The organism is uncultured Fibrobacter sp. (assembly GCF_937877005.1).
Lineage (GTDB): Bacteria > Fibrobacterota > Fibrobacteria > Fibrobacterales > Fibrobacteraceae > Fibrobacter.
In genome coordinates this window covers 14,574-32,543 of sequence record NZ_CALEFV010000124.1, presented here as the reverse complement: position 1 = coordinate 32,543, position 17,970 = coordinate 14,574, and the positions used below count along the sequence as shown (strand labels likewise).

Sequence of the window (17,970 nt, the reverse complement as noted above, 5' to 3'; positions counted from 1 at the left end):
GTTCAACTGCATGATTTCGCGGAAGCTACGTTCCAGCAGAGACTGACGGTACGTGTCACCCGGATACAGACGGACTTCGCGGCGAATCACCTTTTCGTTCGTCTTGGTGTTGCCATGGATATGCACCTTATGAATCTGCGCCGGGAGCCCTTCGGTCATCTTGTAGGACAGATTTACGATCGAATCATTAACGAAAGTACGAGATTCTTCGTACTGAGCAAACAAATAGCCGTCTTCGCGATAGGCATCGAGGAGAGCCTTGCGAGATGCGTCATACTTGTACTGGTCAAAGACCTCTCCACTATCGAGACGATAGGCATAGCCAAGCATTTGGTCGTTCAGCACTTCGTTTCCGGAGAAGTGCAAACTACCCATATAGTACTTGCGCCCTTCGATCATGTGAATATGGACAAGAATCGCGCTAGAGGTCTTGATATTGTCGTACTTGTTCAAGGCGGGGAACATGTCTTCGATCATGTAGCGGACCAAAAGCTTTTCCTCGTACGGAGAACGCTTCTTGATGCGGCGCAGCGAGTCGATTTTCGGGTTCTTCCACTTACGGCCATCCACGATATCGAGCCATTCCTTACGGGCACTTTCGTACCGGATAATGTCGTTCAGCATTTTCCAGGCAGTTTCTTCGTCCTTGACTAACACCTTAGGTCTAGACACCCAAGGCATTTCGCCCACGGCGCGGTGATTGCGGAACAGGTGGGTCACCTGCATGGTCGGTTTGCCAGCCATCTTGTACAGGGCCGTGGCAGAATCACCCAGAGCAAGGTTCAGCTGCTTATAAAGCACCTCGAGATTCTCGCCCATCGGAACCATGCGACCCATATAGAACAGGCAACTGGAGTCCGGCAGGTATTCTGCGCTATATTCCGTAAGTTCGGCATCCAGGTAACCGAAATGACGGATTGCATTCAACACCGTATCGCGGTCCGCCTCAAAAATATTTTCCTTGAATTCGCCGCCCCCCCACCACTGGTCGAGCTTGGTCACCATGTGTTCCATGATGTCTTCGGCAGGGACATGGTCGTTCCCCTGGATATCAAACTGGCGAACCTTGACCTTTTCCCCTTCGCGCACAATGAAGGTCACCATATTCTTGTTTTCATCCACAGGAGTTTCGCGGAACCCCACCTCGGCCAGCAGGTATCCTTCGGCGCGGTAGTAATCCAAAATGGCCTGGCGGTCTCGTTCCAGCTGGCTCCTACTATAGACCTGCCCCGGAATCAAGCGGACTTTCAGCTTCAGGTCCTCTTCGGAGACTTCATCGGGGCCTTCAAAAACGGCGGTATCCAAAGCCGGAAGCTCCTTAATCTTAAAAATGAGGTCTACATCCGTACCATCGCCCACATAATCAATCCAGGCGGTAACATCATCAAAAAGGCCGGACTGATAGAGCGAAGTTACCGAAGACTGGACCTTTTCGGTAAGAGCGGTGGGAGAATAGCTTTGCCCGTCACGGATGCCGATACGGCTCAGGACAGCACGATCATCCATATGCAAGGTTCCTTCGACCTTGACCTTATGAATCTTATTTTCGACCATATAGCTCTCGGACATTTCGGACATGTCCAAAAGCTGGGCCTGAGCAAGCCCTACAAACACAGCAACTAAAAACAGCCAGCGAAAGCGCAGAATAAACCTACCTATAAACAAAATTCGGCTCAAAAATACAAAAGTTACGGCACCAAGATTTGCGAACTAGCGATTTTTTACGCGAAAAACACAAAACCCCCGCCTGAGCGAGAGCCGCATCCGATTATCTATTTCTCGGAACGAGAACCGGCCAATAAACCTCCGGTTTCTGATTGATATAGGTCAGGTAGGTCCAAGCCTCGTCGTGGAAGCAGCCACCGACCATGAGTTCGTCGAGTTTGCCCGTAAAGCCCCCCACCTCGAAGTAGGCGCGTACATCGAGAGAATCGCTCCTGTCAGAGGGTTCCAGCGAGAATGTAACCTTCGAATCGTCCCAATCCGAAGTTTCCGGCGAGGCCGAAACCTTAGCGTCGTTCAGGTAGAACACCGTCTGTTCAAACGCACGCCTGCTGAACGCCACGTAAGTCCATTCGCCCGCCTTGATTCCGTCCGTGCCCGAAGCCCAGGAAACCTTGTAGCTTGCAGTATCGAGCGCATCGGACGAATCAGCGACATGATAGATTTCCACGACAAAGCCCTTTTCGGGGATGTAGAGCAGCGCATATTCCTTGGCCTTCTCGAAGATGGTCTGTTCCTTGTCGAGCGCATCGAGTTCCACCCATGTCGAGAAGCAGAAGTATCCGTCCTCTTCAAAAGACATATTCACGCTGCGAGTCGAATCCATCTTGGCAGATTCCTTGACATAGAACGTGCCTGCGGAGTCCATTTCCACTCCAATCCCGACAACGCCTTCGGTTATCGCATCGGCATCGACCGAGCCAAATGCAGTACCGTCAAAGTACCCCTTTTCGGCGTAATCTGTCTGGGGAGAAACCGCATAGCCAAAATGCCACACCAGAGAATAGCTGCGGTTCGTGGGGAACACATCGGACGCATAAGCCGGGTCTAGCAGCCCGTCATAAGAGAGTTCCAGCGAATCGGTCACGTTCAACGAATCCACCCTCACCCAAAGCACGGCCTGTTTGGATTCCACTCCGTATCCGGGGGTCGCCAACTCGTGGAAGGATATCGGGAGCTTCTTGCTGCGGGAACCATCCTTCGAGACACGCACGGCCTCCCAACGGCCCGTCATGTGCTGCAGCGAATCAAAATTGCAGTTTTCCTCTGTCAGGCGAAGTGCCACAGGGATATCGGTGACAACAGAATTCAACGAATCCACGCCCCCAGGGAGCGCAAGCGGAGCCACCCAAGTAAAGAAGACAGAATCGTGCGGAATTATGACATCCGGTTCAATTAAGCTCGGGTACACGACTGTGAGCGTATCGCCCGGAACAACCTCGACATCCAATACAGAACCCCAGTAATAACCGTCAAAGTAAATCAGCAAATCAAGTTTACCAGCCGGCAAGCTGTCTACCACCAACTCATGATAATTACGAAGAGTCGTTTCTCTACGGATAGAAGTTCCCGGGACAACAGCAATGACCTTGGTTTCATTATAGGAGTCCACCAATTCAAGCTTTACCACGCCAGGCGCACGCAGCGTATCGCTCACGGCAACAGAATCGTCTTCCAAAACCATCACGCCCCGCACCAGCAGGCGCTTGCCCGACTGTACGTGGTAAGCCTCGAGAGCGTAAGTCCCATCGGGCACAGAATCCAGGTAGTAACGGCCGTCCTTGTCGGTCTCGGTGGAATATGCGGCAGGAAGATCCGTACCGGTCATAGCGTCATAGCCCTCGGGCACGCACTGCACTCGCGCACGAGCCGCAGGCTTACCATCATCGAGCACCAGGATACCCGCAAGTTCCGGAGATCCCGTTTCGGCACTATTGCCTGCCACATGGCTATCAGATGAGCATGCCACAAGAATGGAAAGAACAACCCCCGCCACATAAAAGGCGGACACTCGGCTCCATACGCGGACAAAAACAGACCGTAGAATACGTTTTTTTTCTACACTCATCACCACTAATATAAATATAGATTCAAACAAATCCTATTGAAACCCGTACAAAAACATGCCGTTGTTTCTAGACAACGCCCAAAAAAGAAAAAAAAAGCCATTTTTTGCCGTTCCACCCCCATCTTTTTATATACATTCAGGTTATGCAGCCCCAGGCCCTGAGATTATCTGAAATTACCATTGCAAATCTGCGCTCTATCCAGAGGCAGACGTTTCCGCTCAGTAGCTTTACCGCACTTATTGGCTACAACAATGCCGGCAAGACGAACATCCTAATGGGGATTCGCTGGCTACTGTCCAACTTTTCATTCGACATCTCGTATTTTGACGACCCGAACACTCCCGTTGAAGTCATCGGCGTTTTTGACGGCATTTCGGAGCAGGTTCTTAGCCGACTGGGCGAAGAACGCGCTGCTGCGGTACGCCCCTATTTGCAGGTTACTCCTCAAGGTCCAGGTCGCCTACGCGTCAAGAAGGTACAGCGCATTCCAGGCGAAAACCCTGATGGCATTGAAGTCCTAGTCTTTGTCCCGAGCAACCACCGCAAGGGCGACAAACGCGAATGGGTCCGGCCCAGCGAGGAATTCAAAAAGGCATACCACCGCATGTTCCCCGAATCGATTGCCATCTGGGACTTCGAAGGGAACCAGGCGTTTACCAAGCTCCTGCACGAAATATTCAAGCCACTCGAACGACGATTCGGAGGCGAAATCAACACGCTCCTGGACAAGTTCAGCGACCTGCTCTCCCCCGACAGCGAAAACCGCGCCGCCGAAATAAATGCATTTGACCGCGAAGTCAACGAGAAACTTTCCCCGCTGTTTCCGAGCGTCAAGGTGGAGCTCGACATCCCGATGCCAACCCTCGAAACCTTTCTCAAAAAGGCAAGCATCAAGGTCATTGACGAAGACGACGGATTCGAGCGCGACATTAGCCGCATGGGCGAAGGAAGCAAGCGCGCCATCCAGATGGCGCTGGTGCGCTATCTCGCCGATGTGAAAAAGCATCATCACAATCACTATTTGAGCCGCACGCTACTGCTTATCGATTCGCCGGAACTTTTCTTGCATCCGCAAGCCGTAGAACTCGTGCGAGTCGCCCTCAAGAACCTTTCGAACGAAGGTTACCAGGTAGTTTTCGCCACGCACAGCGCCCAGATGGTCACCAGCGAGGACGTAAGTACATCGCTACTCATCCGCAAGAACAAGGCGCGCGGAACATTCATGCGCAAGCGAATGGAAGACGCCGTGCACCAGGTGGTGCAAGACGCCCCGAGTCAGTTACAGATGCTGTTCAGTCTATCGAACAGCAATGAGCTACTGTTTGCCGACTATGTGCTTCTTACAGAAGGCAAGACGGAATGGCGCGTACTCCCGGCACTTTTCGAACGAATCACCGGGCAATCGTTTGCGCTCATCAAGTGCGCGCTCGTGCGCCAGGGCGGCGTGAGCAACACGCGCAAGAGCATGCAGGTGCTTGACGCCATGGACATGCCAGTCCGCGCCATAGTCGACCTGGACTACGCTTTCACTACAGCGACCCGCGACGGGTTCCTGCAGGCGAACGACCCCGACATCAAGTACTGCCGAGATCTGTTCCGCGAGCTTGCCTTCCACAACCACTTACGCCTAGTAAATGGACTTCCCGTGAACAAGCATAGCAACATCAGCGCCTCTACAGCATACGCCATGATGGCTTCAATGGAAGAGGCCCAGCAACCCATCCGGAGCATCCACACTAAACTCCGCAGCCAGGGAATCTGGGTATGGACGCGTGGCGCCATCGAAGAACACCTCGGACTCGAAGCCAAGAACGAAAACGCCTGGAGCAAATTTATCGAGCGAAGCAAGTCTCCCAACTTTATAAAGAGCCTGCCCGACTACGATGGCATCCAGGAACTTTGCCGCTGGATTATAGAAGGCAGTCGCGAACATTGACTTGAATAAGCAACAGACAACCTGTTTACTATATTTATAACATGTCCTACGTACTCTTGATCCTTGCATCCCTGATCGGTCTTGCCGGTTGTGCCTATTTTTTACGCAAGAACATTCTGACCATTCGCGAAAAAAACAAGAACGAGCCCAAGGCTTACAAGCGTAAGCTGAACTATGTACTCACTTACCTGTGGTACGGCTACCTGACGATATTTTTCCTAGGCCTGACAATAAATAATATCGGGAACTGGTAATTATCAACCAATGTGTAATGTGGAATGATTAATCACTCATCACACATTACACTTTTCTAGCATTGAGCCAGCGTTCGTACAAGAAGAGCGCAATCAAGTTCTTTCCATCGATAAATTCGTGGGCGGCTTCTTCGTAAGGAAGCACAACCGTCTTAATCCACTCAATTTCCTCGGTATACTGTTGATCGCGTCCATCCATGGCAGCAAGCTGTTCCGGAGTGACATCGCGTTCAATTGCGTATAGGCGGATTCGTTCATCCAGCAATCCGCAACTAGCGGCAAAGCCTTCGCTACAGCCATGATACCAGAAATCCATCAGGTCAATCAGTTCAGATTCATCCGCCTTGATTTGAGCTTCTTCTTCGAGTTCCGAAAGAGCTACCTTGCGATAATCCCCCGTCCAGTCAAGAATTCCTGCCGGAATTTCAAGGGAAGCCTGTTCCCCTATCGCAAACCGAGGCTGACGCACGAGTAGCAGGTATTTCTTTCCTTCGCAGCGGAGGACAACTAAAACGCCAACGGCATTTCCGCGGACAAGAACAATTCCATGTACCGGGCGACCATCCGGAAGGGTTGCAGTCGCTTCGAGCTTGATAAAAAGCGGTTGCCGCCCCTTGCGCAAAAAATCAACCGATGAAAAATGGACCTTTTTTACAACGAACTTTTTTTCCGATGCAGCGAGCCAATCCTTATAAATACGGGAATTCAGGATTATCGGACGATCAGCCTCGGCAATCTCTGCCGCGTAGGAATATTCAATCATAAACCAGCTCTCTTTATTTTTTTGTCGAATCAACAATCAAAGTATCGGGAGCAACAGTCGCTTTTTTCCAAATCTGATACAGGCTATCGACCGAGACCGTCGAATCTGTATCAATGACCATCCTGTTATTCGACAAATTATAAATCATCATGTCCTTTTTCGAAGAAGGTCCACAGATTGTTTCCGTTTCGTTTGGCTTCATGTACTCACGAATAAAGCGGACTCGATTTCCAACACCGTAACTTGCAACAGCAAACGAATTGAAAGTCGCACATTCCGGAATCATTTCCATATAGTAGGTGCTGTAATGCCAAATGGTATCGTGTCGTTCCTGCAACGGGCCAAGCGATGTCGAATCGTTTTCCCACTTGGAATTGATGCAATAAACGGAATCCGAATCCGCACAGGAATAATGAACCGGAACCAGGTTCGTATCGGAAATAGTCCAGTTATTCGGATAAATCGTGTCGGCAACAGTGGACTTGCACATATCCACACGATGGGTACATGTAGATTTCAGCGTTCGCCAAAGAAAGACGCGAGGCGTCAGGGAATCCAGGACACGCATAATTGTCGGAACGGTCTTTCCCTTTTTCTTTTCTTTAGTGCGCAAAGGCATGGACTCGTGATGAGCAAAGGACGAATCCATGTAAACATAGAACGTGTCCAGGAAAAAACTTCCACGGCGTAGCAGGATGGAATCCAGCACGGAATCCATGTCGTTCTTGACTTTGATAAGGCCAACACCTTCAGCATCTTTTTCAGACAGCAGTATTTTCAGCGTCGTATCCGGACGATAATAAGGAGCGGGGCAATCTTCTTCAGTCGCACGAACTTTCAGACTCGGTTCAATCCAAAGCACCGAATCTTCCTTGCGCACAAGAATGTCGATAGACCGAAGTGCACAATTCGAAAAAGACCACATTTTTCCCATATCCAGATACAAGGTATCATTTAGCAGGTGTATCGTCTTTCCAGAATCCAAGCTAGCTGACTTGAAAAAGCCATCTATTTCGGAACTGAATTCGTCATTGGAAACATCAATCGGACCATCGCTTGACTTCTCGCAACCGACTAGCATCACAAGGGCAATCAGTAACCACCATAGAATCATAATGCCAAAGGTATTAAAATCCGTTCCTTTTTTCAAAAGCCCGCAAAGAATCTTCTATTACCGGATGCGACGATCCATAAAAATCCACCCAGCGGACAAACTGGCCGTTCAGTCGCACCGTCAAAAAGAACACGGCGCTGTCCTTGGGCGGAAAGCGTCCCAAGACCGTTTCCATATCAACTGAGTCACCCTCAGAAAAATCCTTTCCGAGCGAACCCATGCCAGACGACCGGCTCGTCACGTTATTACCGTGATCAATTTCAATAAAATACCCTACGGAATCCCTGCCAATGCCAAGAACCTTTCCTGCCAAAACTGGATAGATGGGCGCTTCACCGATTCCCTGGAACACATCCATTGCCAAAAGCGATTCCTGCCCTTCGAAATCAAACCCATCGCTAATCGGCAAAGACGACCACTCTAGCGGCAATCTTGGACATACGCCCGGAAATCTGCATCCAGAATTTTTCGAGACCCAGACATAGCTAGAATCCTCTTTCATATAATGCAAGAAGACCGAAGTTGAGCTATCTTCATGCATCACAAAGGTTGCATTCCGAAAATCTTTCGATTGGGTCACCCAATGCAGCTTGGACTTCGGGGCACGACGGAGTTGCGCCACATACCGAAGAAACGGATTGGGCAGGTGCGACACATGGGTCGAGTCATCCAAAATCCAAGAGCACTGAAAAAGTCCGTTTTGCAAAACGAAAGGTTTGCCACTATAGGCCCTGCAGCGAAAGTCCCAATTGTCAGCCGGAACATCATCGGCACTCCCCGGAAGCGGAAGCGCATTCGCAATCTTGGACGCAAGCCCAGACCAATAGGCCAAAAAAGCAGCGATTGCAACCAACAGCAACCGCAACAAGGGAAAACGTTTCTTTTGATTAATTGGTTTCCGTTTCCCGCGATATTCCTGGAACTCTACGGGCATCTTGAACTAAATGTAGAAGAACGCCAAGATACCGCCTATGGCGGCCAATAACAGCAGGATCACGATAATCACCGTTCGAGCCGAAGAAGGCTCATCGTCAAACGGAACATCCAGTCCCTTCTTTGTCAAAGTCTTATCCTTAGAAACGGCATTGAAGCTCTTGGTAAAGCGACGATGCTGGCCAGTGCGACGATCCAGACGCTGTATCGGAGCTTCTTCATCACGCTTGTTCTGCGATGTCACCGGGGCAACCACTTCGGAAGGTTCTTCCGATTCGGCCTTAGCCGGAGCCTGCGCATGGAGCGAGAACGACATCATATCCGCTTCAAACGCAAATACCTTGATACTCTTGTCGAGGCCAGCCTTCTTCAGACCATCTACAATGACCTTATTGTTGGTCAGTACGGCGAACAATCCTCCGCGGTTCACCATTTCCTGCTGGAACTGGATAAAGGCGTTGTAAGCATCGCTGTAGACGAAATCAAGCCCCATCAAATCGACTGCCAAGAACCGTTCATCGCTCTTTTCATCCAAAAGGGCGCGCACATCTTTTTTGAACTGTTCCGCATCAAAAGCCCCAATCGGGTTCAGGGGGGCGGAAATCAAGTCAAAAATTCCAACTTCGCGATAGTTCTTTAACTGGGCCATGGTGAAAATATAATCAAAATTAAGCCAACGTGAAATACATCACAAAAAAAACAACCTATTCTAGGATTTCATCATCCGTTTCGACGACATTATTGGGGCGAACCGGCTCTTCCGGCCTAGCGGGCTCAGCCTCTTTTTCTGCAGGAGCTTCCGTACGCTCCATCTGCTCATAGACATCTTCTGCCTCTTCTTCCGATTCTTCGGTCAGAACCGCGGACGGCCTAACAGGCTCGGAACGGCTCTCCTTCGGTGCATGGGCGAACAAGTATGGGCTCACACTGATGCTCACGCGATGGACACGAGAAAGTACCGGATGCGACTCGAAGGCATAGTCAACCTTGAGGAACTTCGCTATCACAAGACCTGCACCCGCAGTCACGCTTTTAAAGGTCGTGAAGCTTCCGAGCCCCGCACGCAGACTGAGTCCAAAATCAAATGTGTATTCCAGACCACCGCGACCACCCGAAAGCCAATCAAGCGGGTCCTCCCAAATGCGACCGCCAGCATCCTCGTCCGTTTCAAAATCCAGGTCACGGGCTTCCTGATGGAACAATCCCGCACCCTGCCAATAGGCGTTCAACTTTCCATATAGGTACGGTACCGGCAAGCCATAACTCGCCGCCAGATAAAATTCAGGAGAGGAATACTCAAACTCACCCGACTCCCAAGTCGCAGCCGAGGATGTCCAGCCCTTCAGAAATCCCGAAATGAATAATTCGTCAGCCATACGGTAACGAAGCCCCGCATCGCCACGAAAACCCCAGCCAGTCTGGTCAATTTCTCGATAAAGTCCATGAAAACCGATACCTAGTTCCAGGCGGTCCGTGAGACGTTTACCGAACGTAGCCGAAAAGACCCAGTCTGCAATCGAAAGCGTATTGTAGTCGGAACCTTCGGGGAGCGGTTCCCCTTCCTTGGTATAGGGGATGTCGTCAGCGCCAAACCGCGAGAAGGAAATGCCGAGGCCCTGACCTTCACCTAGCGGAACGACTGCCGATGCAAAATCGTACTTGGTATCTTCGTAGTATTCCGTGTGAGAAAACGAAGCCCATCCATAACGAACATTTGCAAGTTGGTACGGGTTGGAAACAAGTCCCAAGTAGTCACCATCAATCGCCATGGTCGCAGAACCGAGGGCGGCGGAACGAGCAGAGGGTTCTATGTCCAAAGTCGCATTTGCGCCTACGACGCGGTCAGCGGCAACAACAGAACATGCCAAGGCAAGAGTATAAAACACCACCGCAGAAAAACGGCAGTTCCATTTAAAAAAGGCGTCAAAAAAAATTGCGGACGTCATACTTTCAGTCTCAAGATAGATTATTTTTGCATCAGAGACCAGCAATCCACGAGAATCCATGAACCTTTCCGAACACATTGCGCAATACCTGCTGTACCTGGAAAACAGGCGACGGTTTTCACCACGCACCGTGGACACCTACCGCAAGTCGCTTGCAAAGTACATGGAGCATCTTGGAGTTTCCTCAGATTCTGCAACAATTTTCGACCTTTCAGCTTTTTCTGAATCTACGGTAAAAACATTTGTCTGGGACCTGAAGATGAAGCAGAAGCTTGCGCCGACAAGTATCTGCGAGCACCTCGCCGCCCTAAAAAGTTTCGGGAAGTACCTAGTCAAGAGCAAGATTACCGAAAAGAATCCCGCCGAAAACGTACCTATGCCCAAGCGTCCCAAGCGACTCGTCAGTATTCTCGGGCAAAAGGATCTCGACGAAAACAAATTCAAGAATCTCGAGGAAGAGACCCTTCCACAAGTACGCGCGAGGCTGCTGCTGGAACTCATCTACGGTTCGGGCTTGCGAATTTCAGAATGTCAGAACCTTACCTGGGACCGCATCAACGAAAGGGAATTTCTGGTACGCGTTCTCGGCAAGGGCAACAAAGAGCGTATCGTACCGCTCACCGAAAGTTTTGTTGAACGCATCGCAAATTACAAGCAAATGCAGATGCAATCGGGACATATTCCCTCTGCCAGGGGATTCGTCTTTTTGAGTGACGACGGAAAGCCCTTCGGAATCCGCACGCTCCGGAACGACATCCAGCACCTGCTGCGTGAAATCGGTTGGGAAGGCAAGGCGAGCCCGCACGTGTTGCGGCACAGCTTCGCCACACACCTACTCGAAAACGGCGCCGAAATCATGAGCGTCAAAGAGATGCTCGGGCATTCGAACATTTCCACCACTCAAGTCTACACGCATGTAAATGCAGAACGCCTGCGCGCCGCCTTCAAGAAAACACACCCGCGCGCGTAATTTTTAGAAGAAACTTCCCTTGATACCGACGGCAATCGTCCACTGCTGAAGAAAATCATCCCAATCGGGAGCATTCCATTCCCGCATGGGGCTTTCGTCATATTCATCCTTTGGATCAGCATCATTGCTCTTGTCGTGGAGTGGCACGGAGACCGCAAGGAACACCGGGAAGTCCGCATTCGAGAACTCGATGCCGTAGGCAAACGCCACTGACCAGGCTTGATGATCGGGATCGGGTCGGGGGTCGTAAGTTCCCGCCTTTTCGGAGTTGATCCATGCGACACCGAGCGGCACCGAGAAGTTCACGCCGAAGCTCTGTACAATGCCCGGACGGCCTCGATAACCGTAAGCGACAGATCCACCGACAGAAGGGGGCGTATAGGCACCAAGATCATTTTCGCCATAAGGTTTGAAACGGTACTCGAACCTATCTCCGGAACGGTCCATATCCTTCCAATAAGAATCGTTGAACTCATTCTCGCCTGAGATCAGATGCATGGCGAAAGGATGCGTATAAGAGAGGCTATAGAGCCAGATCCCCTTATCGGTATCGCGGCTGTAGTCCCAGCCAAGCGTGAGCGAATAAAGGCCCGAACCCTTCTGGAAGCTGCTCGGCAAAATTTCTTCGGAGGCATCGGTTCCGCGCTTAATGTCATACTGACCGGTCGGAATAGTGAGACTTGCCGAAAGCGATGCGGCACCACCACTACCAATCGTTTTGCTAAAGTCAAACGAAATGTCGCCCAGGCCACCCGTGGTGCGATCTGTCGGAATCTGGTTGCTTCGGTACTGCACTTCGCCGCTATGGCTCATCCACGGAATCGACACGCCCAACTTGGTTGACCAGGTTGGCTTGATTGACAGGTGTGGAGTCATGGTCAACGCCGAGAAATTCTGACCGACACTATACTTGGTAAAGACTTCCGTTTCAAGATACCCCCCTGAAACGCCCTGACCAATCCACTTGATGCCATCGCCTGAACCGCCTCCGGAGCCACCTGCACCACAACCGCCAATGGACTCCCACGGAGTCGAAACATCGACCGGAGCATACACGCCACAAAGAAACGCCGTCACACAAAAAAAGATACCCGCAAAAGATCCGTATATAAAGTCTTTCTTCATCGGTTACCTCACGGGAGTTCAAGCAGATAGCCGTTATTCGTTCCGGTCGCCACAAAGCGTCCATCGGGCGAGCGACCACCAATCAAAGGTACAGGAGCAAGTTCGAGGACATCGCCCACCCATGCAAAGGCAAGATCAGCAGGTGCACCCGCGACAAGCGAAATCTCGCGCATTGCCGTACGGCCCGCACTACCGTTCTGCACAGAAGATGCCGTCAGATCGTTCTTGTTCACAAACTGGGACCCCTGCGGAAATTCCGTCCATTCCACGAACAATCGAGCCCCGTACTGAAACCAATGCGGTTGTACCGGTTCCGATATCATGTCCGAAGTCTTTTCGATTTCTACAGGTTTCGCATCCTCGGAAAGTTCCTGCACAAAGGACTTCCAACCCGTCATCGACGAATTGATCATATTGTAGACCACAAAATTGCCGTCCGGAGAAATGAGCGGGCTGTCCATCATCCAATCTTCGACTTCCGAAGGTTTCTTGAGTGTCATAGCCTTTTTAATTCCGCCATTAGCAAAATCTACGAACACAAGACGGTCTTTCTTGTTCACATACACTAGACGCACCCGCTTTGTGCCGAAGAAACCCTCTACCGTAGAATCCGCCTTGCTGGTACTGACTGAATCCGCTAGAACGACAGACGGATCAACCCACAGGTGCGGCGTAGCAAATTCGCTAATATCCTTTTCGTAGAAGTAAAACTTTTTCTTGTCGATCATGCGCACGGCAAACAGGCCGTAATCGAGACTCTCGCAAGCCTTGTTTCTCTTTGTGTCAAAAGCACGCAAAGCTACGATAAAATTCGGATGCGTACTCCATTCAGGATCCTGAAACTGGCAATCCCCCGCAGCCGTATCGCGCATCAAGTACCAAAGGACCTTTCCTGACGTATCCGACACAGAAAGGCGATCATGCTGCACGACCTTTTCCACCGTATAAACGGAATCCGGAGCCTTCACGTTCAGTTTTCCACCAAAGTTGAGCCACAACATCGACGCCGGATAATTTAGCGTATCCTGCGAAACCGAGGGATTACAAATCTGCTTTCCTCCATTCACGGCAAAGAGCGACCCAAATTCCGAAATCATCCCCGAATTCGATCCGGAAGAATCTTCATCCGATGCCTCAAACTGCTCCGGTTCATAAACGCAGGCAGAAATCGCAAATACCAAAGATAGTGCTGTCAAACTAAAGTAACGCATTGTTTGAAATATAGGTAATCAAAACGAGATCAGCGGAGCCGAATACCAAAACTTTTCTACCTTTACATCGCAAAAAACAGGCGGCGCCAAAAGCCGCTCACAACTGGAGATTATCATGGGTTTTAAATGCGGCATCGTAGGGCTCCCGAACGTGGGCAAGTCCACCATCTTTAACGCCATTACTAACGCCGGCGCAGAAGCAGCGAACTATCCCTTCTGCACCATCGAACCGAACGTGGGCATGGTGAGCGTTCCGGACAGCCGCCTCGACGAACTGGTCAAGGTCTACAACCCGAAGTCCATCGTTCCTGCCGTTACAGAATTTGTGGACATTGCAGGTCTTGTAAAGGGTGCAGCCCAGGGCGAAGGCCTCGGCAACCAGTTCCTGACTCACATCCGTGAATGCGAAGCCATCATGGAAGTCATCCGCTGCTTCGACGACGAAAACATCGTACATGTGCACGGTTCCGTGGATCCGGTCCGCGATGTCGAAATTATCGAAACCGAACTGATCTTGAAGGACCTCGACTCGGTCGAAAAGCGCCTCGCTACCGAAGCGAAGGCCGCCCGCATGGGTGGAGCCGAAGCCAAGGCCCGTCTCGCCGCCTGCGAAAAGCTCCGCGACGCCTTCCAGGAAGGCAAGGCCGCCCGCACCGTGATGCACGACAGCGAAGAGATGGAAGCGATTATCAAGGATTTGGCCCTGCTGACCGCAAAGCCGCTCTTCTACTGCGCCAATGTCAAGGAAGACGATATCTTGACCGGCAACGCCTATGTGGAAAAGCTCAAGGAATACGCTGCAGCAAATGGCCACGAAGTCATCATGATCAGCGGCAAGATCGAAGAAGAACTTTCTGCCATGGAACCCGACGAGAAGGCCGAATTCTTGAAGGAACTCGGCATGAAGGAATCGGGCCTCGACGCCGTGGTGCGCAAGGGTTACGAAATCCTCGGACTCCGCACCTTCTTTACCGCCGGCGAAAAGGAATGCCGCGCCTGGACGTTCCATGCCGGCTACAAGGCCCCGCAGTGCGCAGGCGTGATTCACACCGACTTCGAACGCGGCTTTATTCGCGCCGAAACTCTCAGCTACGAAGACTTCCTGAAGCACGGCAGCTGGAACGCCGCCAAGGAAGCAGGCCTTGTCCGCACCGAAGGCAAGGACTACGTGGTACAGGATGGCGACATCATGTACTTCTTGTTTAATGTGTAGTGTGCTGTGTGAAATGTGAAAAAACTCGCCTTATGGCGAGTTTTTTTACTTCTTCTTCGCAGCGCGCCGTGCCTTAATTTCAGTGACGATAGGCCGGATAATAGAGGCAATGTTCATTGCCGTGCCAATCAGAATCATGAACGATGCCGCATGAATCCCGACGCCAGGTTCCACCTTTATAAGGGGAATACCCAAAGCAGAATTAAGCTGTCCAATCTGTGCCAGGAAAAACCACATTGCGACCATGGTAATCATACCCATCGTAATGGATCCAAGCGGAGTAAATAGCGCAAAAAGAGCGGCAACCACAGTGCCAACCAGAATAGCGTATAAGGGTGGAAAGGCCCGTAACTTGGGAAAGTCAGGCATTGTCTCCTTGAACTTTTCCAAAGCAGCCGGATTGCCTTCCTGCATTTTTTTGAGTGCACCCAACGCGGGTTCCCGAAGTTCCTGCTCCAAATCAAGCCCCGAAGCCAGTTCGTACAAAGTCGGTTCCGCAATAACCACTTCGTCATTGCAGGAAACACTCGCCAAGGGCATCAGTAAAGCAAAAATGACCAACAGGTACGGAATCGCGGTAAAGCGCTTAAACAGGCGCATCATGCGATCACCATGAGACATTTCCTTTTTGGGAGCGTCCTTATTTTCCATTATTTACCTTCAAAAACATTTCTCGGGAATGCACAGCGGAATCCAATCCAGTCCGCCCAATAGCGCGGATCTTCGTCGTTGCGATCCGTCAGATTCAAAGCCGACTCCTTATCCTTCCAGGATCCGCCCTTGTACACCTTGTTCAGACCGAACATGGATCCCGTGGGATTCGAATCTTCGACCCACAGGGAGAACATAAAGTAGGTATCGCGAGTCCATTCTGCGACATTGCCCGACATGTCGAACATGCCCCAGACATTGGACTTCTTGCTACTTACAGGCTGAGGACCATAGCCAGGGTTCTTCTTTCCAAGTGCGTAGGAATTCTTCTTGTAGATAGCATAGATACTCGGATCGGGATTCTCATCCAGATTCCATAAGGCTCCTTCGTTATTGTCTGCTCGGCCAGCAAATTCCCATTGAGCCTCCGTCGGCAGATCGCCGCCGATGAGCTTACAGAATTTCGATGCGTTATCCCAGCTAATGTTGTGAACCGGGATGCGCGGGCCCTTGAAGGTTGAATTATCGGGAATCTGCTTGGTTGAATCAAGGCGAGCCATCACCTCCTTAAACTGTTGCTGGGTCACTTCAGTCGTCTGAATACCGAAACCGGACATCGCCACGACCTTGCCCTTGTAGCGGAAGGACCCTGAATCAATTAGGGCGACATTACCTTTTTCCTTATCACGAACCACTCGAGGAATCTTCATGTCGACATCCACCATCAGCGGACTCTCGTCAACCTTAGTCTTGGCCAGCGCAGGTTCCGTAATTCTATGCGGAGTTTCCTTTACGGGTCGGTTCAGCCATTCCTGAACTTCGGCTTCATCAAAGATATAGTTGGGCAGTTCAAATCCACCATGGCTATTCACATCACGGCTGTTCACAGAAAGATTCAACTTCACATAACGGTAATGGTGACGACCCGTCAGTACGCCCTCGTTACTATAGATCCAAACCGGCTTGTTATTTTCAAGTACAAGCAACGCACGGGATGCAACCCCCGAAGTAAGCAGAGCATAAAGGGAATCGGCACTATAGCCTTCGACATTACCGGTCCAGGAAACATCGTAGCGTTCTTTATCCTTGCCGAAAACCAGGCGAACAGCCTTTAGCGGACACTTATCCTGTGCAGGCTGGGCTGCAGCACAGGACTCATCTTCGTAAACCGGTTCGATCTTAGTCGGAACCAAGGAAACCTGATGCGGCAAGGACTGCAGGCTGTCTAGCTTGCGGCGAAGAGCCTTGTTGACAATGCCCGCGGTCCCCATCTTGCTCATACGCCAAATAAGCTTGGCCTCTTCACGTTTCGTCTGATAGCGCTTTTCATATGTCCTGTAGGCATCATCGTCTCCAGAGACTCCCAGAGCAAGAGGTTTGCGAAGAGGCGGATACACCTTGTCAAATTCATTCGTATCGACCGTTGCGACGGTTGACTGCACATCTGCCGTCAACTTGTCATAAAGTTCTTCCGTCTCTTCGAGGCTCTTTGCGGAATTCACCGCTTCCATCGTAACAGAAGTCGTCGTTTTGACCTTGGCGGCCGTATCGACAACAACCATATTCGGTTTTAGGGTAACCGAAGCGCCTTCACCGACAGTAACCGCATCCACATAGGGCAGATAGTCGGGTGCAGAGAAGATAAACGCATACATGCCCGCCTTCATGGGGTAAAGTTTCGACGGTACATCCTGCATTCTTACCGTAATGGAAGTCACATCGAGTTTGCGAATGTCCTTTTTGTTAATCGTAATAATACCGGGAAGATCCGTTTCCTGCAACACTTGCCACTGTCCATTTTTCTTGAAATAGAGTTTCGGGACGCGCGGAGAATAGACATACTCATTATCAAAGTAAATATCGCTTTCATCCTGGAATGCGCGGGATTTTTGAGAACCATAAAAGCGCATCAACATGACCTCGGCCGGCTTCAAATAATTATCCGCAAGGCTAAACGCATGAAGTTTCTGAAAATTACCCTGTTCTACCGGACCAGAAAACCAAAAATACTCCTTCGGTCCCTTCTTATGACGCAGGTACAAGATATTCGAGCGCAGCGGAATTTCCGGGGACTCGGAAAGGATCATGGATTCCTTCTTGGAAATGGCCATGTTGGCAATAGGCTGCATGGCAATTCCTTCCTTGAACATCGTCGGCGCCACCTTGAAATTCTTGTCACTATCGGCAAAGACTACTGCCGGAATCAAGAGCAAAAGCGGAAGTAAATGCTTAAAAGACATAATATCTCCTGTTTTCAACCTTCAAAAATGTAAAAAACATTT

15 protein-coding genes are annotated in these 17,970 nt (G+C 50.6%); 4 read left to right on the top strand and 11 right to left on the bottom strand.

Translation table 11 applies throughout. The annotated features are described in order from the left end of the window. A partial coding sequence (locus Q0628_RS06210; RefSeq protein ID WP_298769193.1) for a POTRA domain-containing protein occupies positions 1-1,578 on the bottom strand: 1,578 nt, incomplete at its 3' end. Between the two features lie 190 nt (positions 1,579-1,768). After that, positions 1,769-3,571: a carboxypeptidase-like regulatory domain-containing protein gene (locus tag Q0628_RS06205; protein ID WP_298769191.1), complete on the bottom strand. Its 1,803-nt coding sequence runs from the start codon at positions 3,569-3,571 to the stop codon at positions 1,769-1,771. A gap of 143 nt (positions 3,572-3,714) precedes the next feature. On the opposite strand from Q0628_RS06205, the gene Q0628_RS06200 reads away from it, so the two are divergent. Together Q0628_RS06200 and Q0628_RS06195 are read left to right on the top strand one after the other, a co-directional pair. Continuing rightward, a complete protein-coding gene (locus tag Q0628_RS06200) occupies positions 3,715-5,508 on the top strand; it encodes an ATP-dependent endonuclease (RefSeq protein ID WP_298769189.1) in 1,794 nt (597 codons plus the stop codon). A gap of 41 nt (positions 5,509-5,549) precedes the next feature. After that, positions 5,550-5,762, top strand: a complete 213-nt coding sequence (locus Q0628_RS06195; protein WP_298769188.1) for a hypothetical protein — start codon at positions 5,550-5,552, stop codon at positions 5,760-5,762. 46 nt (positions 5,763-5,808) lie between these two features. Here Q0628_RS06195 and Q0628_RS06190 read toward each other — a convergent pair whose 3' ends face one another. The 5 genes from Q0628_RS06190 to Q0628_RS06170 form a co-directional block, all read right to left on the bottom strand. Beyond that, positions 5,809-6,525: an NUDIX domain-containing protein gene (locus Q0628_RS06190; protein WP_298769186.1), complete on the bottom strand. Its 717-nt coding sequence runs from the start codon at positions 6,523-6,525 to the stop codon at positions 5,809-5,811. 13 nt (positions 6,526-6,538) lie between these two features. Continuing rightward, positions 6,539-7,639, bottom strand: coding sequence for a hypothetical protein (locus Q0628_RS06185; RefSeq protein WP_298769184.1), 1,101 nt, complete (start codon positions 7,637-7,639; stop codon positions 6,539-6,541). Positions 7,640-7,652: 13 nt separating this feature from the next. Then, the gene (locus tag Q0628_RS06180; protein WP_298769182.1) at positions 7,653-8,471 is read right to left on the bottom strand and encodes a M23 family metallopeptidase; all 819 of its coding nucleotides are present in this window, start codon (positions 8,469-8,471) and stop codon (positions 7,653-7,655) included. A gap of 108 nt (positions 8,472-8,579) precedes the next feature. Next, on the bottom strand, positions 8,580-9,221 hold the full coding sequence (locus Q0628_RS06175; RefSeq protein ID WP_298769180.1) for an STAS domain-containing protein: 642 nt from the start codon (positions 9,219-9,221) through the stop codon (positions 8,580-8,582). 55 nt (positions 9,222-9,276) lie between these two features. Beyond that, positions 9,277-10,440 carry a hypothetical protein gene (locus tag Q0628_RS06170; protein WP_298769178.1) on the bottom strand — a complete coding sequence of 388 codons (1,164 nt, stop codon included), beginning with the start codon at positions 10,438-10,440 and terminating at the stop codon, positions 9,277-9,279. Between the two features lie 136 nt (positions 10,441-10,576). On the opposite strand from Q0628_RS06170, the gene Q0628_RS06165 reads away from it, so the two are divergent. Next, complete coding sequence (locus tag Q0628_RS06165; protein WP_298769176.1) at positions 10,577-11,488, top strand: tyrosine-type recombinase/integrase; 912 nt, start codon at positions 10,577-10,579, stop codon at positions 11,486-11,488. 3 nt (positions 11,489-11,491) lie between these two features. Here Q0628_RS06165 and Q0628_RS06160 read toward each other — a convergent pair whose 3' ends face one another. Next, positions 11,492-12,565: a hypothetical protein gene (locus tag Q0628_RS06160; RefSeq protein WP_298769174.1), complete on the bottom strand. Its 1,074-nt coding sequence runs from the start codon at positions 12,563-12,565 to the stop codon at positions 11,492-11,494. 56 nt (positions 12,566-12,621) lie between these two features. Further along, the gene (locus tag Q0628_RS06155; RefSeq protein ID WP_298769172.1) at positions 12,622-13,824 is read right to left on the bottom strand and encodes a hypothetical protein; all 1,203 of its coding nucleotides are present in this window, start codon (positions 13,822-13,824) and stop codon (positions 12,622-12,624) included. Positions 13,825-13,939: 115 nt separating this feature from the next. Here Q0628_RS06155 and ychF point away from each other — a divergent pair, with 115 nt between their 5' ends. After that, on the top strand, positions 13,940-15,037 hold the full coding sequence (gene ychF, locus Q0628_RS06150; RefSeq protein WP_298769170.1) for a redox-regulated ATPase YchF: 1,098 nt from the start codon (positions 13,940-13,942) through the stop codon (positions 15,035-15,037). Between the two features lie 45 nt (positions 15,038-15,082). On the opposite strand, the gene Q0628_RS06145 is transcribed toward ychF, so the two are convergent. Both Q0628_RS06145 and Q0628_RS06140 read right to left on the bottom strand, forming a co-directional pair. Beyond that, positions 15,083-15,688 carry a hypothetical protein gene (locus Q0628_RS06145; protein ID WP_298769168.1) on the bottom strand — a complete coding sequence of 202 codons (606 nt, stop codon included), beginning with the start codon at positions 15,686-15,688 and terminating at the stop codon, positions 15,083-15,085. After that, positions 15,688-17,928, bottom strand: coding sequence for an SUMF1/EgtB/PvdO family nonheme iron enzyme (locus tag Q0628_RS06140; protein ID WP_298769166.1), 2,241 nt, complete (start codon positions 17,926-17,928; stop codon positions 15,688-15,690). The genes Q0628_RS06145 and Q0628_RS06140 overlap by 1 nt, the downstream gene beginning before the upstream one ends. Positions 17,929-17,970: the final 42 nt, after the last annotated feature.